Raw genomic sequence first — 20,690 nt, 5'->3', positions numbered from 1 at the left:
CCTCGGTTCAGAAATCCGGCTCTTCCTCGATCACCCGCTTCTGGTGGCGCATATGCTGCCATATCGCCGCCACCACCGAGGCCACCGCCGCCAGCAGCAGCCCGCCGGATATCGGCCGGGTCAGGAACAGCCAGGGATCGGCGTCGGTCATGATCGCTCGCACCAGGTTGATCTCGATCTGGTCGCCGAGAATGAGGCCCAGGATAAGGGGCGCGAGCGGAAAGCCGAGCTTGACCAGCCCATAGCCGACGACGCCGAACAGCAGCAGCACGTAGACGCTCTGCATGGTGTTGTTGAGCGCGTAGGCGCCGACGACGCAGAGCACCAGCACGACCGGCGCCAGCACCGCCATCCGCACCGAGGTCACGCGCAGCATCAACGGCATCAGCGCGACGCAGATCAAGAGCATGCAGGGGTGCGCCAGGATGTAGGCCGCATAGATGCCATAGGCGAGGTCGGGGTTCTGCGAGATGAACAGCGGCCCCGACTGAATGCCGTGGATCGTCATCGCGCCGAGCATCACGGCGGTGACGGCGTCACCGGGAATGCCGAATGCCATGATGGTCATCAGCGAGCCCGAGACATTGGCGTTGTTGGAGGCTTCCGAGGCGATGATGCCCTCGGGGTGGCCCTTGCCGAAACGCTCCGGCGTCTTCGAGAACTTTTTGGCCTGGTCATAGGCCATCACGCTCGACGCGCTGCCGCCGATCGCCGGCAGGATGCCAATGATCAGCCCGACGATCGTCGCCCATCCGAGCAGGAACGGCTGCCTGAAGATTTCCAGGTTGACCTTGAGGTGCGAGAAGCGCTCGAGCCTGATCCCGGCCAGCGATTCCGGCGCATGGCCGTGCGGCAGATTGAGCTTCTCCAGATCGGTCATGATCTGCGCGAAGGCGAAAATACCGATCAGCACCGGGAGGAACGGAAAGCCGCCGCCGATGAACTCCGAGCCGAAGGTGAAGCGCGGCACGCTGCCGATCGGATCGTGGCCGACCACCGTGATCAACAGCCCGATCGCGGTCGAGATCAGTCCCTTCAGCAGCGAGGATTCGGTGAGCCCCGCCACCATCGCCATGGCGAGCACGAACAGCGAGAAGTATTCCCACGGCCCGAATTCCAGCGCGATCGCCGCCAGCGGCCCGGTGAGGAACACCAGGAACAGGGCGCCGAGCAGGCCGCCCCAGACCGACGCCCAGACGCCGAGCCAGATGGCGCGGCCCGGCTCGCCGTTGCGCGACATCGGGAAGCCGTCGAAGGTGGTGGCGATCGACGCCGGCGAGCCGGGGATGCCGAGCAGGCAGCAGGCGATGAGGCCGCCGGTCGAGCCCCCGACATAGACGCCGGTCATCGCCGCAAGGCCCGCCAGCGGATCGAGCCCGTAGGTGAACGGCAACACCACGATCACCGTCATGGTGATGGTGACGCCCGGCAGCGAGCCGCCGATCACGCCGATGAACGTGCCGGCAAACAGCGGAAACATATATTTCCACTGGGCGACGTTGACGAGGCCGTGCCAGAGCAGATCGAGCATCAGAAACCCGTCCACGCGCCGCGCGGCAGCAGCACCAGCAGATAGCGTTCGAAGATGAGATAGCCCACCGCGGCGGTGCCGAGCGCGATTGCGGCGAGCACCGCCCATTGCCGCGCGGTTCGCGGCCGGCCCAATGCGGCCTGCAGCGCCCCGACGAACAGGACCGTGGCGACGCGAAATCCCAACAGCGGCAGCAGCGCCACATAACCACCGACGATCGCGAATGCGATCACCACCAGGCGATAATTCCGCCTGGGTGTGTCGGGTGCTGTGGCTGCGGCCGGCGCGCGACGGCTCAAGAGGTCCTGCAGCACCAATAGCGCGCTCGCGGCCGCCATGAAGGACAGCACGATGGCCGGGTAGAAGCCCGGCCCGACCGGAACGATGGGAAGGGACGGCAGCTGGAACGACTGGACCAGGAGGACCAGGCTGATCGCGAGCAGGACCAGCCCGGCAATTCCATCGCGGCCGATGCTCATTTCTTGATCAGGCCGAGATCGGTCATGATGACCTTGTTCTCGTCGTCGATCCTGGCGAGAAACTTGCCATAGTCATTGGCATTGAGGAACGCCACGCGGGTGCCCTGCACCTTCATCGCCTGGGCGAAGGCCGGCTCCTTGGTCGCCTTGGTGCAGGCATCCTCGAGCTTGGCGCGCACCGGCGCGGGTGTCCCTTTGGGAACCAGGAGGCCGCGCACCACCTCGAACACGATGTTCATGCCGAGTTCCTTGAGCGTCGGCACGTCGGGCGATTCCGGATCGCGCTTCTCGCTGGCGATTGCGATGAAGCGCAGCAGCCCGGCTTCGACCTTGCCCTTCTGCGTCAGGTTGGAATCGGTGAGGTTGATGTGGCCGCCGAGCAGCGCGTTCATCCGCGGCGCCAGGCCTTCATAGGACACGAATTTGAATTTCACGCCGGCCTGCTTCTCGATCAATGCCGGGAAGATATGGCTGGTCGAGCCGAGCGTGGCGCCGACCGTGATCTCGCCCGGCCGCTTCTTGGCGTCGGCGGCGAGCTCCTGCCAGTTCTTCCAGGGCGTCTTGGCGCTTGCGGTCAGCACCGAGGGCGTCGCTGCGACCAGGCAGATCGGTTCGAAGTCGCTGTATTTGACGTCGCTGATGCCGGCGTAGAACGTCAGATGGATATAGTCGTGCACCGCGTAGACGGTATAGCCGTCGGGCGCCGCGTTCTTGGCCTCGCGCGCGCCGACCGTGCCGGAGGCGCCGCCGACATTGGCGATCACCACGGGCTGGCCAATGTGCTTCTGCAATTCGACGGCGAACGGCCGGAAGATGTTGTCGGTATCGCCGCCGGCGGCCCATGGCACGATCATCTTGATGGGGCGGTCGGGATATTGCGCCGTCGCGGGCGCCGGTAGAGCAGCCAGCACACCGACCAGCACGGCAGCGCCGGCCATCGTCACGGACAATCTTGCCATCCGTCATCTCCCCGTCGTTTCGTGGGCCATTCAGGCTCTCGATCGGGACAGTAACAGCTGAGCCACTCAGGGGAAAGCCCTGCGGCTATTCGGAAGGTTCGCTTGTGACGCACTGCAGAAAATTCCGCTGCGTCGCAGGGTTCGCTGGAAGCCCGCTACTCCGCCGCTTACCGCACATGCCGCGCGCTCGGCGTCTGCATCGTCACCAGCTCTTCCGCCGCGGTCGGATGCAGCGCCATGGTGGCGTCGAAATCGGCCTTGGTCGCCTTCATCTTCACGGCGATGCCAAGCACCTGGACTATCTCGGCGGCGCCGTCGCCGACGATGTGACAGCCGACGACGCGGTCGGTCGAGGCGTCGACCACGAGCTTCATCAGCATCCGCGTGTCGCGGCCCGACAGCGTCGCCTTCATCGGGCGGAAGCTCGCCTTGTAGATGTCGACACGGGCGAAGCCGGCGCGGGCCTGGGCTTCCGTCAGCCCGACGGTGCCGACCTCGGGCTGCGAAAACACCGCGGTCGGAATGTCCGCATGGTCGACCTCGACCGTCTGCTTGCCGAACACGGTGTCGGCGAACGCATGACCCTCGCGGATCGCGACCGGCGTGAGATTGATGCGATGGGTGACGTCGCCGATCGCGTAGATGTGCGGCACCGACGTCCGCGAGAAACCGTCGACCGCGATGCCGCCATTGTCGGGATTGATGGCGACGCCGGTTTTCTCCAGCCCGAGATTGGCCACCGCCGGATGCCGCCCGATCGCGAACATCACCTGGTCCGAGGCGATGCTGGAGCCGTTCGACAGATGGCTGGTGAACTCCCTGCCGTGCTTGTCGACCTTGTTGACGGTGCAGCCGGTGAGAATCGTGATGCCGTCCTTCTCCATCTCGTCGCGGACGTGGCTGCGGACGTCCTCGTCGAAACCGCGCAGGATGTTCTCGCCGCGGTAGATCAAGGTCACGTCGCTTCCGAAGCCGGCGAAGATGCAGGCGAATTCCAGCGCGATATAGCCGCCGCCCTGGATCACGATGCGCTTCGGCAATTGCGGCAGGTGGAACACCTCGTTGGACGAGATCACGTGCTCGATGCCGGGGATGGCCTGGCCGTGATTGGGCGCGCCGCCGGTGGCGATCAGCACGTGTTTCGCCGTGACGGTCTCGCCGGTGCCGAGCCGCAGCGTATGCGGATCCTCGAACACCGCGCGGGTCTTGACCACGCGGGCGCCGGATTTTTCGACGTTGGTGGTGTAGGCCGCCTCCAGCCGCGCGATCTCCTTGTCCTTGTTGGCGATCAACGTCGGCCAGTCGAACGTCGCCTGCGGAATAGTCCAGCCGAAACCGGCGGCATCCTCGACGTCGTGGCGGATGTGCGAAGCGTAGACCAGGAGCTTCTTCGGCACACAGCCGCGGATCACGCAGGTGCCGCCCATGCGGTACTCTTCGGCGATCATCACCTTGGCGCCATAACCGGCGGCGATCCGGGCGGCGCGTACCCCGCCGGAGCCACCTCCGATCACGAACAGATCGACGTCGAACTCAGCCATGGCAGCCCCAATTGCGGATGGCGAATAGCGAATGGCGAATGGCAGACCGAGCCCGCGATGCGCCTTCCATTCGCCGCTCGCTACGCCTAGATTTCCTTGCCGCGCTTGCGCATCTCGGCGCGGAACTCGCCGTTGATCACTTCCGCAAAGTTCTGCGCCCAGGCGTTCATGTAGGACATGCTCAACCCGATGGCCCGGGGTTCCGTCGCCAGCAGCTTCTGGCCGAGCGGCGACTTGTAGAACGTCGCCAGATCCTTCAATTCCTGCTCCGTGAACTCGTTGGCGTAGATGGTGGCCATGCCTTCGCCGATTTCCTTTTCGCGGCCGGCGAATTTCTGGGCGACGGTCACGGCGACCTCGTTGAGGTCCTTCTGGTAGTTCAGGTTGGCCTGCAGCAGCGCCTCCTTGGTCTTCTGGACCAGACCGGGCACGGCGCCGGCGTACATCCCCGCCACGTTCTTCATCTGCAGGATTTCCCTGGCGGCGGTCATCGCCGCCGGCGTGCCCGGCTTGGGCAGCGAGGAAGTCATCGCCGAGGCCGGCGCAGCCTGCTTCTGCTGTGCGGAGGCAGGAGCGGCGACCGCCGCCAATGCAAGCGCAAGACCGGCGGCCGACAAAGTCTTCGAAACAAGCTTCATTCCAAGTCTCCTTAGGATTAACGGCGTCACCGCCGTTCGATAACGCGAATTCCCTGAGCACCCGCCAGCACAGCCAGGCTGGCAAGACCGATGAACAGTCCGTGCTCGACGACGCCGGGAATGGCGGTCAACAGGCCCGCCAGCCGCGGCGCATCCGATATGCGGCCCAGATGGGCATCGACAATCCAGTGGCCGCCATCGGTGACAAAAACGTGGCCGTCCTTACCCTTCCGGAGCACCATTTGCCCGGAATTGCCGCTTTCCGCAAATGCCCCGGCCATGGCGCGCCGCGTCGCCGCGAGGCCGAACGGAATGACCTCGACGGGTAGCGGAAAACGCCCGAGGACATCGACCCATTTGGTATCGTCGGCGATCACGATCATGCGATCCGACGCGGCCGCGACGATCTTTTCGCGCAGCAGCGCTCCGCCGCCGCCCTTGATCAGATGGAGCGCAGGATCGATTTCGTCGGCGCCATCGACCGTGAGGTCGAGCCGGTCGACCTCGTCGAGCGTGGTCAGCCGGACGCCGCACTGCTCGGCCTGGATGCGGGTGGCTTCCGATGTCGGCACGCCCACCACATTCAGTCCGGCGCGCACCTTTTCGCCGAGCAGATCGACGAAGTGCTTTGCGGTCGAACCGGTGCCGAGGCCGAGCTTCATGCCGTCGCGCACTTCTTCGAGCGCGCGCGCCGCCGCCTGCCGTTTCAATTCGTCCATGTTCACGTGCGTGCGATGCCTTTTTGGGAAGCCGCCGCCGGTCCCGCGACCCGCGCTGTCCGGCGGGGGCATGTCTAGCGTCGTTTTGCGATGAGGAACAGCGGTATAAAGGGGATTTGATGAAGGCGGCCATGATGAAGAAACGACTCGTTCAGCCACTTGCACGATCGCGCCGGGCCCGATAGCGGTTTTCGCATGACCTCTGCCCGAATCATCGTATTCGATCTCGACGGCACGCTGGTGGATACGGCGCCCGATTTGATCAACGCCCTCAACTTCGTGCTCGACCGCGAGGGTATGCCCGCAGTGCCGCTGCACGCCGCGCGCAACATGATCGGCGCCGGTGCCCGCAAGCTGATCGAACGCGGCGTGGAGGTGGACGGCCGCATCACCTCCGTCGAAGACATCAACCGGATGATGGGGGATTTCATCGATTACTATGCGGCACATATCGCCGACGCCTCCCGCCCGTTCGAGGGGCTCGAGGACGCGCTCGATGAGCTCAGCGCGCGCGGGTGCCGGTTCGCGGTCTGCACCAACAAGCTGGAGTGGCTGTCGAAACTGCTGCTCGACCAGTTGGGCCTCAGTGCGCGGTTTTCGGCGATCTGCGGCGCCGACACTTTCGGGGTCTCGAAGCCGGACCCGGTCTTCCTGCGGGAGACGATCGCGCGCGCCGGAGGTCACCCGTCCGCCGCGATCATGGTCGGCGATGCCGGACCGGATGTCGGCGTCGCCCGCCGCGCCGGCGTCCCCGTGATCGGCGTCGGATTCGGCTATACCGAGGTGCCGATCGCCGAGCTCAAGCCGGACCTCCTGATCCATCACATGCGCGATCTGCCGGCCGCCGTGGAAAGCCTGACGAAGCCCAGAAATCAAGCGTAATACATTGATTTTACTTACATAAATAGATATTAACCATTACTTAACTATAACGGTCCGCACCGTTGCGCGGATACCCCGACACCCCTAAGCTCGCGCGGGGATTGTGGCGCCGAGCCGCAGTAGGGTGACGGATATGCGTCGTGTCATCGTGATGGCCGTGACGGCGGCAGGCCTGGCCGGGTGTTCCTCCTTTTCCATGGACGCCTTCAAGTCCACGCCGCCCACCATTCAGGTCCAGCTCGACTCGGTTCCCTCGGGCGCCGACGCCAAGACCTCGCTGGGGCCGGGCTGCAAAACCCCCTGCTCGGTCGCGGTGCCCGCGGTGGATACCGGTTTCTCGGTCACCTACACCATGAACAAGTTCCTGCCGGCGACCGTCCCGGTGCAGGTCACCTTTGTCCCCGGCGATTTCTCGACTCCCGCCTCGACCACGATCGATCCCAACCCGGTGGTCGCGGAACTGAAGCCGGCTGGGCCGCCGCCGAAGCCGGTTCGCCGGCCGGCCAAGCCGAAGAAACCGAAGCCGCCGCCGGCCGCCCCTGCGGGCTCGCCGTTCCCAAACCCGACGCCGCCGCCCCCCCGCTGATTGCTTTGCAGCGCACCTGAAAAAGGTTGCGGATTGTACAGGCATTGCAACGTGCCTAGATTGCAACGGCGGGGCCGTCTCCTATTGTCGCGGCGGCCCACCGAAAAGGCACCTGAATGACCGGCCCCTCACCCAGTCCACTGGCATCGCTGTCCCGTCCGATGACCGACCCGTTCGGCCGGACCATCAGCTATTTGCGGGTATCGGTCACCGATCGCTGCGACCTGCGCTGCTTCTATTGCATGTCGGAAGACATGACATTCCTGCCCAAGGCCGATCTGCTCACGCTCGAGGAACTCGACCGGCTGTGCTCGGCCTTCATCGCCAAGGGCGTGCGCAAGTTGCGGCTGACCGGCGGCGAACCGCTGGTCCGGCGTAACGTGATGTCGCTGGTGCGCTCGCTGTCGCGCCACCTCGACAGCGGCGCGCTCGGCGAACTGACGCTGACCACCAATGGCTCGCAGCTTTCGCGCTTTGCCGGGGAGTTGCGGGATTGCGGGGTACGCCGCATCAACGTCTCGCTGGACACGCTGGATCCCGAGAAGTTCCGCGCCATTACCCGCTGGGGCGACCTCGACAAGGTGCTGGCCGGCATCGAGGCGGCACGATCGGCGGGCCTCGCCGTCAAGATCAACGCGGTGGCGCTGAAGAACCTCAACGAGGATGAAATCCCCGGGCTGATGCAATGGGCGCACGGCAAGGGCATGGCGCTGACCTTGATCGAGGTGATGCCGATGGGCGACATCGGCGAAGGCCGCATCGATCAATATGTGCCGCTGTCGCTGCTGCGCGCCCGTCTCGCCCAGCAATTCACGCTGACCGACATCGACGACGATACCGGCGGCCCTGCCCGCTATGTTTCGGTCTCCGAGACCGGCGGCAAGCTCGGCTTCATCACGCCGATGACCCACAACTTCTGCGAAGCATGCAACCGGGTGCGCATCACCTGTACCGGCACGCTGCATACCTGCCTCGGCCACGAGGATGCCTCCGATTTGCGCAAGCCGCTGCGGGCTTCGGTCGACGACGACCTGCTCGCTGCCGCGATCGACCGCGCTATCGGCCTGAAGCCGAAGGGCCACGACTTCATCATCGATCGCCGCCACAACCGCCCGAGCGTCAGCCGGCATATGAGCGTCACCGGCGGCTGAACTTTCAGTCCGCGGCCATCTGACCCCAGTGCCAACTTTTCCAATTGACGCTGCCGCGCCGCGCTGAAATGGTGCGGCTGCTTTATGACTGCCCGGCCAGACAGGCCGCTGCGCCCTCAAGGGCACAGTTCAAGACGGCAAAGGCGCAAGTTTGGGGGGATCATCGTTGCAATCGCAGCCAATAGAAATAACAAGCCGTGGCGCCCTGTGCGCGAAACATGGCGGCGGAACGAAATGCGCTGAAGCTCCGGACACATTCAGCCGGCGAGTGCCTGGGCGAACATGATGCGTCCGCTGCTTGCGCTCAGCGCCGGGATCGACCTGCTCAACGAAAAGATCGGCAGCGTCTGCAACCTGCTGGTTCTGGGCGCGTGCGTGGTCAGCGCCGGCAATGCGATGATCCGCTACGCGTTCGGCTACAGCTCCAACGGCTGGCTCGAGCTGCAGTGGTACATGTTCGCCATCCTGGTGATGTTCGGGGCGTCTTACACCTTCAAGCGCAACGAGCATGTGCGGGTCGAGATCTTCTATCTGTTTCTCTCCGAACGCGGCCAGCTCTGGCTCGATCTGATCGGCACGCTCGTCTTTCTGATCCCGGCCTGCCTGCTGCTGTCCTGGCTGTCCTGGCCGTTCTTCTATCAGGCTTACGCCGTCGCCGAGGAATCCGGCAATGCCGGCGGCCTGCTGCGCTGGCCGATCAAGTTCGTCATTCCCGCGGGCTTCGTGATGCTGGCGCTGCAGGGCGTCTCGGAGGTCATCAAGCGCGTCGCGGCGCTGCAGAACCTCGTGACCATCGACGCCAAGTACGAGAGACCGGTGCAATGATCACGCTGGAAATGATGCCGCCGCTGATGTTCGGCGGCCTGGTCCTGGCGATGCTGATCGGCTTTCCGGTGGCGTTCACACTGGCCGCGGTTGGATTTTCGTTCGGCTTTCTATCGATCCACCTCGGCTTCTTCGATTTCGTCTTCTTGCAGGCCATTCCCGGCCGGGTGTTCGGCAGCGTGCTGTCGAACGAGCTGCTGCTCGCGATCCCGTTCTTCACCTTCATGGGCGCGGTCCTCGAGCGATGCGGCCTCGCCGAAGACATGCTGGATTCGATGGGCCAGTTGTTCGGCCCGGTCCGCGGCGGCCTCGGCTATTCCGTGATCATCGTCGGCTTCATCCTCGGCGCCATCACCGGAACGGTGGCGGCGCAGGTGATCGCGATGGCCTTGATCTCGATGCCGGTGATGATCCGCTACAAATACAACATGCGCTACATCACCGGCGTGCTGGCGGCATCGGGTACCATCACCCAGCTGGTGCCGCCGTCGCTGGTGCTGATCGTGCTCGCCGACCAGCTCGGCAAGTCGGTCGGCGACATGTATCTCGGCGCCTGGGGACCGTCGGTTTTCCAGATCATGCTGTTCGCCGGCTACACCTTCCTGCTCGGCCTCATCAAGCCCGATCACGTGCCGCCGGTGCCGCGCGACGAGCTGACGCTGAAGGGATGGCCGTTGTGGCGCAAATGCCTGCTCGGCATCATCCCGTCGGCCGTGCTGATCTTCGTCGTGCTCGGCACCATGATGCTCGGGCTGGCAACCCCGACGGAGGCCGGCGCCATGGGCGCGGTCGGCGCCATCGTGCTGGCGGCAATCCACAGCAAGGATTTCAGCACCAAGGGCCGCAAGGTTCTGATCGTCGGCGTGATCGCCGGCGGCATAGGCACCATGGTCGGTATTTTCGTGGCGGAGAACCTGGTGTTCAAGCTCGCCTTCGCCGTCGCCTATTTCGCGGTGGTCTGGGTATGCCTCGAGGCCGTCCGCATCCCCGAATTGCGAAGCCTGATCAAGCAGGGCTACGAGAGCACCATGCGCCTGACCACCATGGTGGTGTTCATCCTGATCGGCTCGACCTGTTTCTCGGTGGTGTTCCTGGGCGTTTCGGGCGGGGTGTGGCTCGAACACATGCTGACGTCCCTGCCCGGCGGGGTCTGGGGTTTTCTGATCTTCATCAACCTGTTCATCTTCTTCCTGGCGTTCTTCCTCGATTTCTTCGAGATCGCCTTCATCATCCTGCCGATGGTGGCGCCGATCGCGCAGAAGGTCCTGGCGCCGGTGGTGGGCGCGGACGCTGCGCTGATCTGGTTCGGCGTCATGCTCTGCGTCAACATGCAGACCTCGTTCCTGCATCCGCCGTTCGGCTTCGCGCTGTTCTATCTGCGCGGCGTGGCGCCCAAGGAGGTGAAGAGCTCGGATATCTACTGGGGCGCCATGCCCTGGATCGGGCTGCAGGTCATCATGGTCGTGCTGGTGATCGCCTTCCCGTGGACCGTCACCGCGCTCTTGGACAAGCCGATCAGTGCCGAGGACATCAGCAAGGTCAGGATCGAGATACCGCAGCTTGATGAACTGCCGCCGATCGATTTCAACACGCTGGGAAAGCCGAAATAGCGGCTTCACACCCCCGGCCCACCACCGCCGCACCCACCGGCGTCAGCCGGTGTACGAGCGCCACCGGCGGTTGAGACTGAGGCCCCGGCGGCGGCGTTCCGCAGTGGGAATATTCCCCTTCAATATCAACAAACTTGACGGCGGCTCCGCGCGCTGGAATGGTGAGCCGGCTTTATGCTAGCCCGGCTGGATAGGCCGCCGTACCTGACAGGTGCGGTCAAGACGGCAGAGGCGCAACTGGGAGGGGTCTTCGTTTGCAATCGCTCTTGAAACTGAGCCGCGGGATTGACGCGTTCACGAAATGGACGGGTAAACGCCTGGCATGGCTGATCCTGGTGGCGGTGGTCGTTTCCACCGTCAACGCGATCATCCGCAAATCCTTCGACACCTCCTCGAATTCCTGGCTCGAGCTTCAATGGCTGCTGTTCAGCATGGTGTTCCTGCTGTGCTCGCCGTGGACCCTGCTCGACAATGAGCATATCCGGATCGACATCGTCAGCAACATGATGCCGAAGTGGCTGCGTGACTGGATCGATATCGTCGGTCATGCCTTCTTTCTGATGCCGCTGTGTATCGTCATGATCGTAACCGGCGGCCCGTTCTTCATGCGTTCGGTCGAGCTCAACGAGCAATCGGGCAATGCGGGCGGGTTGCCGCAATGGCCCGCCAAGTCGCTGATCATCATCGGCTTCACCTTGCTGCTGGTGCAGGGCATATCCGAACTGATCAAGCGCATTGCGGTGAGGCGCGGCCTGATCCCGGATCCACATGCCTTCCAGGTGCATGCTCTCGAGGCCGAGGTCGAACATCTCGTCGAGGCGATAGAAAAACGCTGAGCGCAGACGCGGTCGCAGGGGAATCCACTAGATGTCAGCCTTTCTTATTGCCAATATGGCGCCGATCATGTTCGCGTCGTTGGTCGTGTTCCTGCTGCTGGGTTATCCGGCGGCATTCTCCCTCGGCGCGGTGGGACTGATCTACGCCTTCGTCGGCATCCAACTCGGGGAGTTCCGGCCGGACTTCCTGCAGGCACTGCCCGAACGCGTCTACGGCGTGATGAGCAACGACACGCTGCTGGCAATTCCGTTCTTTACCTTCATGGGACTCGTGCTCGAACGATCCGGCATGGCGGAGGATCTGCTCGACACCATCGGGCAGTTGTTCGGCACCATCCGCGGCGGCCTCGCCTACGCCGTCATCTTCGTCGGCGCCCTGCTCGCGGCGACGACGGGTGTCGTGGCGGCGTCGGTGATTTCGATGGGCCTGATCTCGCTGCCGATCATGTTGCGCTATGGCTACGACCGGCGCATGGCCTCCGGCGTGATCGCCGCTTCGGGCACGCTGGCGCAGATCATTCCGCCCTCGCTGGTGCTGATCGTGATGGCCGACCAGCTCGGCAAATCGGTCGGCGACATGTACGAAGGCGCGTTCATTCCGGGAATGGTGCTCGCCGGCCTATATGCGGGATATGCCTTCCTCGTGACGCTGGTCTTTCCAAAGGCGGCGCCGGGCCTGCCAGCGGAGGCGATCGGTTTTCGCGAGAAGGACGGCAGCCGCGGGCTGATTTCGTTGGGTATCCTCACGCTGGCCAGCGTCGCCTTCGGCTGGCTGATCATGCGAGACTCGACGACGCATGGCGCGGACTACGTCGTGCTCAGCATGTTCTTCGGTATTCTGTTCGCATTCTTTGTCGCCGTCCTGAACTGGATCCTCGACAAGTTGACGGGATACCGTTTCCTGTCGGCAATGGCTCAGCAGACCACGTTCGTGATGGTGCCGCCGCTGTTCCTGATCTTCCTGGTGCTCGGCACGATCTTCATCGGCATTGCGACGCCGACCGAAGGCGGCGCGATGGGCGCGGCCGGCGCGATCATTCTCGGCGCCGCCAAGCGCCGGCTGAGCTGGGATCTGATCCGTCAGGCGACCGAATCGACGGCCAAACTGTCGGCCTTCGTCATTTTCATTCTGGTCGGCGCGCGGGTGTTCTCGCTGACCTTCTACGGCGTCAACGGCCACGTCTGGGTCGAGCACCTCCTGACCTCCCTGCCCGGCGGCCAGATCGGCTTCCTCATCTTCGTCAACGCGTTTGTGTTCGTTCTCGCCTTCTTCCTCGATTTCTTCGAACTGGCCTTCATCATCATCCCGCTGCTCGGGCCGGCGGCCGAAAAGCTCGGCATCGACCTGATCTGGTTCGGCGTGATCCTCGGCGTCAACATGCAGACCTCGTTCATGCATCCGCCGTTCGGATTCGCGCTGTTCTACCTGCGCTCGGTGGCGCCGAAGGAATCCTATATCGACCGCCTCACCGGCAAGCGCATGGACCCCGTCACCACCGGCCAGATCTATTGGGGCGCGGTGCCGTTCGTGGTGATCCAGGTCATCATGGTGCTGCTGGTGATCGCGTTCCCCGGAATGGTGATGCACTACAAGGGCGTTGCATCGACGATCGATCCGAACACGATCAAGATCGAAATCCCGCAAATGGAGCCGCCGCCGCTGGACTTCGGTCCGCCGCCCAAGCAATAGCAATCGTTTCCGCAGACAAAAAACCCCGGAGCTTTCGCTCCGGGGTTTTTCCGTTCACTTGAACGATCGGCGGGCCTATCAGCCCTGCGAGTGACGCGCCATGAAGTTGTCGTAACCGACTTCCGCGACCTGGAACCACTGGTAGCCGTTGTTCGTGAAGGCGGTAAGGGACTCCAGCACCTTCTTGAAGTTGGCATTGCCCGCGGCCGTTTCGCTGTGCAATTCCTTCGCCGCCTTGAGACAGGCTTCCATGACAGCCGGCGGGAAGGCATGCAGCTTGGTGCCGCCTGCGAGCAGCCGGCGCAAGGCCGGCGGATTGCCCTGATCGTATTTCGCCATCATCCAGTCGTTGGCATACTGACCGGCCTGCTCGAGGATGCTCCGATAGTGTTTCGGCAGCGCATTCCATTTATCGAGATTGACGAAAGCCAGCAGCATCGGGCCGCCCTCCCACCAGCCGGGATAGTAGTAATGCGGCGCGACCTTGTAGAAGCCGAGCTTCTCGTCGTCATAAGGACCGACCCATTCGGCGCCGTCGATGGTGCCCTTCTCCAGCGCCGGATAGATATCGCCGCCGGCGATCTGCTGCGGCACCGCACCCAGCTTCTGCAGCACGCGCCCGGCAAAACCGCCGATGCGGAATTTGAGGCCCTTGAGATCGTCGACGGTCTTGATCTCCTTGCGGAACCAGCCGCCCATCTGGCAACCGGTATTGCCCGCCAGCAACGAAGTAACGTTGTAGCCCTTGTAGAACTCGTTCAGGAGGTCCTTGCCGCCGCCCAGCATGTACCAAGCCTGGTTGATGCGCATATTGGGCCCGAACGGAACCGCCGAGCCGAAGGTGAAGGTCGGATCCTTGCCGAAGTAGTAATACGACGCCGTGTGGCCGCACTCGACGGTACCGTTCTGCACGGCGTCGAGCACCTGCAACCCGGGAACGATTTCGCCCGCCGCAAACAGCTGAATCTGGAATTTGTTGTCGGTGGCTTCGGCGACCATCTTGGCCATCATCTCGGCGCCGCCGTACAGCGTATCGAGCGATTTCGGCCAGCTCGCCGCCATGCGCCATTTGATCTCCGGCGTTGACTGCGCGATCGCAGGTGCAGCCAAGGCGGCTCCGCCCGCGACGCCCATGCCGGTAACCTTGATAAAATCTCGTCGTTTCATTGAGTGATCCCTCTCTGTCTGCGCTTGTATCCGTGAGCCTTCTTGCCGAGGCTTGGAACCAGCATGGAACATCCGGCACCGGATTTCCATGCCGAATTGATGCAGGGCAACAAAAAAAGCCCGACCTCTTAGCGGAGGCCGGGCCGATTTCTACGACTTAAGGCGTAGCCGCCTGACGGCGCCGATCAGCCGCGCGTGCGCGAACGGATCTGGAAGCTGTCGTAGGTGTATTCTGCAACCTGCCACCACAGATACTGGTCGGAGCGATAGGCCTGCATCGCGTCGATGACCTTCTTGAACTCGGCGTTTTTCGCCGAGATTTCCGACCACAACTCGTTGGTCGCCTTCAGGCAGGCTTCCAGCACTTCGTTGGTGAAGGGACGAAGCTGGGTGCCGCCGGCGACCAGGCGCTTCAACGCCGCCGGGTTCTGCATGTCGTAGCGCGCCGACATCCAGCTATTGGTGCACTGAGCGGCGTTGGCGAGCACGGTCTGATAGCTCTTCGGCAATTCGTTCCACTTCTCGAGATTGCAGAAGGCATGAACCGTGGGGCCGCCTTCCCAGAAGCCGGGATAGTAGTAGTACTTGGCGACCTTCTGGAAGCCGAGCTTCTCGTCATCATAGGGTCCGACCCATTCGGCGGCGTCGATGGTGCCCTTCTCGAGCGCCGGATAGATGTCGCCGCCGGCGATCTGCTGCGGTACGACGCCGACCTTCTGCAACACCTGGCCGGCAATGCCGCCGATGCGGAACTTGAGACCGGAGAGATCGGCGACCGTCTTGATCTCCTTGCGGAACCAACCGCCCATCTGGGTGCCGGTATTGCCGCAGGGGAAGCCGATCACGCCGTGCTTCTTGAAGAACTCGGTGGCCAGCTCATTGCCGCCGCCCTGATACAACCAGGAATTCTGCATGCGCGCATTGAGACCGAACGGCACCGCCGAGAAGATCGCAAAAGTCGGATCCTTGCCGACGTAGTAATAGGAAACCGTATGGCTCATCTCGACGGTATTCTTGGCGGTCGCGTCAAGCGCCTGCAATCCCGGAACGATTTCACCCGCCTGGAACACCTGAATCTGAAACTTGTTATCGGTCATCTCGGCAACTTGCTTCGCGAGATACTCGGCGCCGCCATAGATCGTATCGAGCGATTTCGGGAAGCTCGACGTCAAGCGCCACTTGATCTCGGGCGAGGATTGCGCGATCGCCGGCGAGGCCACGGCGGTGGCGGCGGCACCGGCCGCGGAAACTTTCAAAAAGTCACGACGCTTCATCTAAGGCATCTCCTTGTTGGGCATATTTTCCCAGATTTCCTGGAGCGGCTGGTTCGGCAATACGGGATCCGTGTCGGCCGAAGGCGCTCTGGCGCGGGGGCTTTACCACGGAAGTTTGCCATCGGAAAACCTCACAATGGCGTGACAGCACCGATTAATCGAAAGTCGCATATGCCCCCGAAAACCGGCTCAGGCGGCGGCAATGACGCCCTGGAGCTGGTCGCGGACCCTGGCGCCGATCGCGCGATAGATCGCCGCATGCGGGCCGTCCGGCTCGCTGTCGACCACGGGGGTACCCGAATCCGAGGTGGCGCGAATCGACATATGGAGCGGGATTTCGCCCAGGAACGGCACGCCAAGCCGCTCCGCCTCGTGCCGCGCGCCGCCATGCCCGAAAATATCCGATCGGGTGCCGCATTGCGGGCACTGGAAATAGCTCATGTTCTCGACGATGCCGAGAACCGGCACATTGACCTTCCTGAACATCGCAAGCCCGCGCCGCGCATCGATCAGCGAAAGATCCTGCGGCGTCGAGATGATGATCGCGCCCTTCAGCGGCACATTCTGCGCCAGCGTCAGCTGCGCGTCGCCGGTGCCGGGCGGCATGTCGACCACGAGAACATCGAGGCTGCCCCACGCGACGTCCCGCAGCATCTGGGTGATGGCCGACATCACCATCGGCCCGCGCCAGATCATCGCGGTTTCCTCCTCGACCAGGAAACCGATTGACATGATGGCAAGGCCGAAACGCCGGATCGGAATCATCTTCCGCTCGTCGTTCAATTGCGGCTTCTCGTGAATGCCGGTCAGCCGCGGCACCGACGGACCGTAGATGTCGGCATCGAGCAGACCGACCCGCAGGCCGAGATCGCGCAGGCCCAGCGCCAGGTTGAGCGCGGTGGTCGATTTGCCGACACCGCCCTTGCCGGAGGCAACCGCAATGACCGCTGAAATGCCGGGAATTTCCGACTGCTTCGACATCGGCGACGCCGGGCTCTGCGGCGGGCGATGCGCCGAGACCGGTTGAACGCCCGGCCCGTGCCGATGCGGCGCTGGCGGCGGCGCGGAACCGGGTTTGCGCTCGGCCGTCAGCGCGACCATGGCGACGGTGACGCCGGGAATGGCGCGCACCGCGGCCTCGGCCTCGGCGCGGATGCTTTCCCAGGCGCGGGCCTCGGCGGCATCGACATTGATGGAGAAGAAGACCTTGCCGTCGTTGGCGGCGATCGCCGACAGTACATTGGCATCCGTCAAGGCAACGCCGCGGGGCGACCTCACCCTGGCCAGCGCATTCAGAACCTGTTGCTGCGTTACGCTCACGGCGCATCTCCTTGAGCCTTATCGGTTCTGATTGCATCAGGACCGGGCTCTATTCTTTGCTTTGGCGCAACTTCATTTCGCGAACCAAAGTCCGCCCCGCATCAAGTTCGGGGCAGATCTCGCTCGAAAAGGCGATGCGATATTTCGGATGCGATACATAGAGCGTTGCAGCGCAAAAGGCTACCTCGCCCCCATGTCCTCCCGGCGCTCGACGGGGGCTGCTACGCCCTGCTCCCTGGCGGCCTCGTAGTTCAGCTCGATCATGACGCCGTTGGGGTCATCGACGAAGATCTGCCAAAGCTCGCCGCCCGGAACCTGCCGGGCGTCGTATTTGTATCCCTTGGATTCCAGCCGCTGCTTCATGCCGGCAAACCCCTGGCTGACGAAGGCGACGTGATGGACCACGCCGGAATCCGGCTTCTGCGGCTCATCGGTCCTGGAAATATCGACCAGATGCACCACCGGCTTGCCTTCGCTGTACATCCAGGCCCCCGGAAAAGCGAAATTCGGCCGGGCGCCCTTCTCCAGCCCCAGAATATCCTCGTAGAACCGGACGGTGTCGTCGAGTTTCCGGGTCCGGATATTGAAATGATCAAGCACGCCCACGCTCACACCCATGCGAAACACTCCCCTTTTTTGAAGTTGTTTTGACGGTCCAATCCTAGCACAAAACCCTGCGCACACGCCAAACGGAGGCGTTGCCCTCCATGCTGCAGGGTTTATGGTGCGCCTTCCGCATCTTCAGGGGGCCTGTTCCAGGACGTACCGGCCCCTCATCGCTCCCCAGAACACGGTCCGGCTAATCCAATGCCGGCGAAACCCCAAGGTTGCTCACATGGCTAAAGTCGCTTTCCTCGGTCTCGGCGTCATGGGCTTCCCCATGGCAGGACATCTGGTCAAAAAAGGCGGCCACGAGGTGACGGTGTACAACCGCACCGCGGCGAAGGCGAAGCAATGGGCGGACAAGTTCGGCGGGCGCACCGCGGCGACCCCGAAAGCCGCGGCCGAAGGCCAGGATTTCGTGATGTGCTGCGTCGGCAACGACAATGACCTGCGCGCGGTCGCGATCGGCGCCGACGGCGCCTTTGCCGGCATGAAGAAGGGCGCGACCTTCGTCGACCACACCACGGCCTCCGCCGAAGTCGCACGCGAACTCGACGCCGCCGCCACCAAGGCAGGCTTCAAGTTCGTCGACGGTCCGGTGTCCGGCGGCCAGGCCGGCGCGGAAAACGGCGTATTGACCGTGATGTGCGGCGGCACTGCGGATGCCTATGCCGGCGCCGAGCCCGTCATCGCGGCCTATGCCAGGATGTGCAAGCTGCTCGGGCCCGCCGGCTCCGGGCAACTGACCAAGATGGTCAACCAGATCTGCATCGCCGGACTGGTCGAGGGCCTGTCGGAGGGCATTCATTTCGCCAAGAAGGCCGGGCTCGACGTCCAGGCCGTCATCGACACCATCTCGAAGGGCGCCGCCCAGTCCTGGCAGATGGAAAACCGCTACAAGACCATGAACGAAGGCAAGTTCGATTTCGGCTTCGCGGTGGAGTGGATGCGCAAGGACCTCTCGATCTGCCTCGCGGAATCGCGCCGCAACGGCGCCAACCTTCCAGTGACCGCGCTGGTCGACCAATTCTATTCCGAGGTCGAGAAGATGGGCGGCAAGCGCTGGGATACGTCGAGCCTGCTCGCCCGGCTGGAGCGCTGAAGGAGCCTCCCGCAAGAGGTTAATTTAACCTCCCGTTAACGTGATTCTTTAGCGCTTTAAGGTCGCTCTTAATAATTTAGCGCCAGAGATAGACAATGCAAAAAGCCCGCGCGGTCCGCGGGCAGGATTTGTGTTGTTTGATGAGTAAACCCGCAGAAAAGCCCGAAGTCGTCCAGCTTCCGGCTGAAGCGCCCGTGGTCGTGCCGGTGAGCAACCGCCGTGCGGCCGCGCAGCGGGTGCGCGAGGCGCGCGACAGGTTAACGTCGACCAGCGGAACCCGTCCCGCTTTCGATCGCGAGTTGCTCCGGCAATATGCCCAGACCCGGGTATCCGCGTCCTACGTCGTCATGCTGCTGGTGGTGGCAACCGGCCTGTTGTTCGGCTTCTGGATGCAGCCGATTTCGGCAGCGGCCTGGACCCTGGGCATGTTCTGCATTCATGCCGTCATCATCCGCCACTGCCACAGGTTCCTCGGCGAATCCCCCTCGCTCACCGCCACCCGCAAGTGGCGCACCCGGTTCGTGCTGCTCGATCTGCTCTACGGCCTGTGCTGGACGGCGATCCTGATCCACCCGGCCAGCCTCGACGTGGTCTCCAACACGCTGATGATGTTCCTGATGCTGCTGGTGATCGCGGTATCGAGCATGCTGGCGGCCAGCCTGCCGATCGCCGCCCTAGTGGCGACCGCGCCGGTGACGGCGGCGATCGCGGCGAATTTCGTGCTGAGCGGGACCTTCGACAATTACGTGCTCGCCCTGCTCGCGATCGCCGCCGAAGGCTATTTTGCCCTGCTCGCGCATCGCCTGCATTCGACGACATTGGCGACACTGGAAGCGCGCGCCGAAAAGGACGCGCTGATCGGCGAACTCGAGCAGGCCAAGGCGATATCCGACGAGGCGAGGCATCGCGCCGAATCCGCCAACGTCGCGAAGTCGAGGTTTCTGGCGCAGATGAGCCACGAGTTGCGCACGCCACTGAACGCGATCCTCGGATTTTCCGAGGTGATGAAGAGCGAGATCTTCGGCGCGCACGCGGTACCGGTCTACAAGGAATACTCCGCCGACATCCACAATTCCGGCGTGCACCTGCTCAACCTGATCAACGAGATCCTCGACCTGTCGCGGATCGAGGCCGGACGGTACGAACTCAACGAGGAAGCAGTGTCGCTGGTGCATGTCGTCGCCGACTGCCATCATCTCTTGAAACTGCGCGCCTCCAGCCGCGGCATCACCATTCACGAGGTGTTCGAGCAGGGCATGCCGCGGATCTGGGGCGACGAGCGCGCGACCCGTCAGATCGTGCTCAATCTGCTGTCGAACTCGATCAAGTTCACCCCGCAGGGCGGCGAGATCTGGCTGAAGGTCGGCTGGACCGCGTCCGGCGGACAATATCTGAGCGTCAAGGATACCGGCTCGGGCATCGCCGAGGACGAAATCCCGATTGTGCTGGCATCGTTCGGCCAGGGTTCCAATTCGATCAAGTCAGCCGAACAGGGCGCGGGGCTGGGCCTGCCGATCGCGAAAAGCCTGATCGATATGCATGGCGGCACGTTCACGCTGAAATCGAAGCTTCGCATCGGTACCGAAGTCATCGTCACCTTCCCGCCGGAGCGCGTGATGTCGGCGCTGGCGCCGATGGCCGAGGAGGCTCCGCCGCTGCAGCCTCAATCCGCCACCGTGACCGCCGAAGACAAACGCCGGATCCGCAAACAGCCGATCATGAGCGCCGGCACCGGCCTGTAACTGGAGCGCTTGCGAAATCGACGGAAACCCCATCA

The 20,690-nt window shown here is 63.4% G+C and carries 19 protein-coding genes; 9 read left to right on the top strand and 10 right to left on the bottom strand.

Annotated features, from left to right (window positions below; translation table 11 throughout):
* Positions 1 to 7: 7 nt before the first annotated feature.
* The 6 genes from KMZ68_RS10740 to rpiA all read right to left on the bottom strand — a co-directional run bounded on the left by KMZ68_RS10740 (position 8) and on the right by rpiA (position 5,873).
* Entirely contained in the window at positions 8 to 1,531 is a 1,524-nt protein-coding gene (locus KMZ68_RS10740; RefSeq protein WP_215615742.1) for a tripartite tricarboxylate transporter permease, read from the bottom strand.
* Positions 1,531 to 2,010, bottom strand: a complete 480-nt coding sequence (locus KMZ68_RS10735) for a tripartite tricarboxylate transporter TctB family protein (RefSeq protein WP_215615741.1) — start codon at positions 2,008 to 2,010, stop codon at positions 1,531 to 1,533. The genes KMZ68_RS10740 and KMZ68_RS10735 overlap by 1 nt, the downstream gene beginning before the upstream one ends.
* The gene (locus KMZ68_RS10730; RefSeq protein ID WP_215615740.1) at positions 2,007 to 2,969 is read right to left on the bottom strand and encodes a Bug family tripartite tricarboxylate transporter substrate binding protein; all 963 of its coding nucleotides are present in this window, start codon (positions 2,967 to 2,969) and stop codon (positions 2,007 to 2,009) included. Before KMZ68_RS10730 ends, KMZ68_RS10735 begins: the two co-directional genes overlap by 4 nt.
* 167 nt (positions 2,970 to 3,136) lie before the next feature.
* The gene (gene gor / locus KMZ68_RS10725) at positions 3,137 to 4,510 is read right to left on the bottom strand and encodes a glutathione-disulfide reductase (protein WP_215615739.1); all 1,374 of its coding nucleotides are present in this window, start codon (positions 4,508 to 4,510) and stop codon (positions 3,137 to 3,139) included.
* Between the two features lie 86 nt (positions 4,511 to 4,596).
* On the bottom strand, positions 4,597 to 5,148 hold the full coding sequence (locus KMZ68_RS10720; RefSeq protein WP_215615738.1) for a DUF2059 domain-containing protein: 552 nt from the start codon (positions 5,146 to 5,148) through the stop codon (positions 4,597 to 4,599).
* A gap of 26 nt (positions 5,149 to 5,174) precedes the next feature.
* Positions 5,175 to 5,873: a ribose-5-phosphate isomerase RpiA gene (gene rpiA / locus KMZ68_RS10715; protein ID WP_215615737.1), complete on the bottom strand. Its 699-nt coding sequence runs from the start codon at positions 5,871 to 5,873 to the stop codon at positions 5,175 to 5,177.
* A gap of 189 nt (positions 5,874 to 6,062) precedes the next feature.
* On the opposite strand from rpiA, the gene KMZ68_RS10710 reads away from it, so the two are divergent.
* The 7 genes from KMZ68_RS10710 (at position 6,063) to KMZ68_RS10680 (ending at position 13,447) form a co-directional block, all read left to right on the top strand.
* Positions 6,063 to 6,749, top strand: a complete 687-nt coding sequence (locus KMZ68_RS10710; RefSeq protein ID WP_215615736.1) for an HAD hydrolase-like protein — start codon at positions 6,063 to 6,065, stop codon at positions 6,747 to 6,749.
* A gap of 133 nt (positions 6,750 to 6,882) precedes the next feature.
* On the top strand, positions 6,883 to 7,335 hold the full coding sequence (locus KMZ68_RS10705; RefSeq protein ID WP_215615735.1) for a hypothetical protein: 453 nt from the start codon (positions 6,883 to 6,885) through the stop codon (positions 7,333 to 7,335).
* A gap of 116 nt (positions 7,336 to 7,451) precedes the next feature.
* On the top strand, positions 7,452 to 8,486 hold the full coding sequence (gene moaA / locus KMZ68_RS10700; protein WP_215615734.1) for a GTP 3',8-cyclase MoaA: 1,035 nt from the start codon (positions 7,452 to 7,454) through the stop codon (positions 8,484 to 8,486).
* A gap of 285 nt (positions 8,487 to 8,771) precedes the next feature.
* The gene (locus tag KMZ68_RS10695) at positions 8,772 to 9,311 is read left to right on the top strand and encodes a TRAP transporter small permease subunit (protein ID WP_215615733.1); all 540 of its coding nucleotides are present in this window, start codon (positions 8,772 to 8,774) and stop codon (positions 9,309 to 9,311) included.
* A complete protein-coding gene (locus KMZ68_RS10690; RefSeq protein WP_215615732.1) occupies positions 9,308 to 10,921 on the top strand; it encodes a TRAP transporter large permease in 1,614 nt (537 codons plus the stop codon). The genes KMZ68_RS10695 and KMZ68_RS10690 overlap by 4 nt, the downstream gene beginning before the upstream one ends.
* A gap of 254 nt (positions 10,922 to 11,175) precedes the next feature.
* Complete coding sequence (locus KMZ68_RS10685) at positions 11,176 to 11,757, top strand: TRAP transporter small permease subunit (protein WP_215615731.1); 582 nt, start codon at positions 11,176 to 11,178, stop codon at positions 11,755 to 11,757.
* A 31-nt stretch (positions 11,758 to 11,788) separates the two neighbouring features.
* Positions 11,789 to 13,447: a TRAP transporter large permease gene (locus KMZ68_RS10680; RefSeq protein ID WP_215615730.1), complete on the top strand. Its 1,659-nt coding sequence runs from the start codon at positions 11,789 to 11,791 to the stop codon at positions 13,445 to 13,447.
* Positions 13,448 to 13,525: 78 nt separating this feature from the next.
* On the opposite strand, the gene KMZ68_RS10675 is transcribed toward KMZ68_RS10680, so the two are convergent.
* From KMZ68_RS10675 to KMZ68_RS10660, 4 genes are all read right to left on the bottom strand, one after another.
* Entirely contained in the window at positions 13,526 to 14,614 is a 1,089-nt protein-coding gene (locus tag KMZ68_RS10675) for a TRAP transporter substrate-binding protein (protein ID WP_215615729.1), read from the bottom strand.
* A 185-nt stretch (positions 14,615 to 14,799) separates the two neighbouring features.
* Positions 14,800 to 15,888, bottom strand: coding sequence for a TRAP transporter substrate-binding protein (locus tag KMZ68_RS10670; protein WP_215615728.1), 1,089 nt, complete (start codon positions 15,886 to 15,888; stop codon positions 14,800 to 14,802).
* 189 nt (positions 15,889 to 16,077) lie between these two features.
* Complete coding sequence (locus KMZ68_RS10665) at positions 16,078 to 17,208, bottom strand: Mrp/NBP35 family ATP-binding protein (protein ID WP_215615727.1); 1,131 nt, start codon at positions 17,206 to 17,208, stop codon at positions 16,078 to 16,080.
* Positions 17,209 to 17,388: 180 nt separating this feature from the next.
* Positions 17,389 to 17,826, bottom strand: coding sequence for a VOC family protein (locus KMZ68_RS10660; RefSeq protein WP_215615726.1), 438 nt, complete (start codon positions 17,824 to 17,826; stop codon positions 17,389 to 17,391).
* A 217-nt stretch (positions 17,827 to 18,043) separates the two neighbouring features.
* Here KMZ68_RS10660 and KMZ68_RS10655 point away from each other — a divergent pair, with 217 nt between their 5' ends.
* A complete protein-coding gene (locus tag KMZ68_RS10655; protein ID WP_215602491.1) occupies positions 18,044 to 18,913 on the top strand; it encodes an NAD(P)-dependent oxidoreductase in 870 nt (289 codons plus the stop codon).
* 140 nt (positions 18,914 to 19,053) lie between these two features.
* Entirely contained in the window at positions 19,054 to 20,655 is a 1,602-nt protein-coding gene (locus KMZ68_RS10650; RefSeq protein WP_215615725.1) for a sensor histidine kinase, read from the top strand.
* Positions 20,656 to 20,690 lie beyond the last annotated feature (35 nt).

This window comes from Bradyrhizobium sediminis, from assembly GCF_018736105.1.
In the GTDB taxonomy this organism is placed as follows: Bacteria; Pseudomonadota; Alphaproteobacteria; order Rhizobiales; family Xanthobacteraceae; genus Bradyrhizobium.
This window is presented reverse-complemented; position numbering and strand designations above follow the sequence as displayed.

Coding starts and splice junctions, on each gene's coding strand:
- KMZ68_RS10695 (WP_215615733.1), top strand. CDS start 8,772: ATGCGTCCGCTGCTTGCGCTCAGCGCCGGGATCGACCTGCTCAACGAA.
- KMZ68_RS10705 (WP_215615735.1), top strand. CDS start 6,883: ATGCGTCGTGTCATCGTGATGGCCGTGACGGCGGCAGGCCTGGCCGGG.
- KMZ68_RS10660 (WP_215615726.1), bottom strand. CDS start 17,826: ATGGGTGTGAGCGTGGGCGTGCTTGATCATTTCAATATCCGGACCCGG.
- KMZ68_RS10710 (WP_215615736.1), top strand. CDS start 6,063: ATGACCTCTGCCCGAATCATCGTATTCGATCTCGACGGCACGCTGGTG.
- KMZ68_RS10735 (WP_215615741.1), bottom strand. CDS start 2,010: ATGAGCATCGGCCGCGATGGAATTGCCGGGCTGGTCCTGCTCGCGATC.
- KMZ68_RS10670 (WP_215615728.1), bottom strand. CDS start 15,888: ATGAAGCGTCGTGACTTTTTGAAAGTTTCCGCGGCCGGTGCCGCCGCC.
- KMZ68_RS10690 (WP_215615732.1), top strand. CDS start 9,308: ATGATCACGCTGGAAATGATGCCGCCGCTGATGTTCGGCGGCCTGGTC.
- gor (WP_215615739.1), bottom strand. CDS start 4,510: ATGGCTGAGTTCGACGTCGATCTGTTCGTGATCGGAGGTGGCTCCGGC.
- KMZ68_RS10650 (WP_215615725.1), top strand. CDS start 19,054: ATGAGTAAACCCGCAGAAAAGCCCGAAGTCGTCCAGCTTCCGGCTGAA.
- KMZ68_RS10740 (WP_215615742.1), bottom strand. CDS start 1,531: ATGCTCGATCTGCTCTGGCACGGCCTCGTCAACGTCGCCCAGTGGAAA.
- KMZ68_RS10655 (WP_215602491.1), top strand. CDS start 18,044: ATGGCTAAAGTCGCTTTCCTCGGTCTCGGCGTCATGGGCTTCCCCATG.
- moaA (WP_215615734.1), top strand. CDS start 7,452: ATGACCGGCCCCTCACCCAGTCCACTGGCATCGCTGTCCCGTCCGATG.
- KMZ68_RS10675 (WP_215615729.1), bottom strand. CDS start 14,614: ATGAAACGACGAGATTTTATCAAGGTTACCGGCATGGGCGTCGCGGGC.
- KMZ68_RS10720 (WP_215615738.1), bottom strand. CDS start 5,148: ATGAAGCTTGTTTCGAAGACTTTGTCGGCCGCCGGTCTTGCGCTTGCA.
- KMZ68_RS10730 (WP_215615740.1), bottom strand. CDS start 2,969: ATGGCAAGATTGTCCGTGACGATGGCCGGCGCTGCCGTGCTGGTCGGT.
- KMZ68_RS10680 (WP_215615730.1), top strand. CDS start 11,789: ATGTCAGCCTTTCTTATTGCCAATATGGCGCCGATCATGTTCGCGTCG.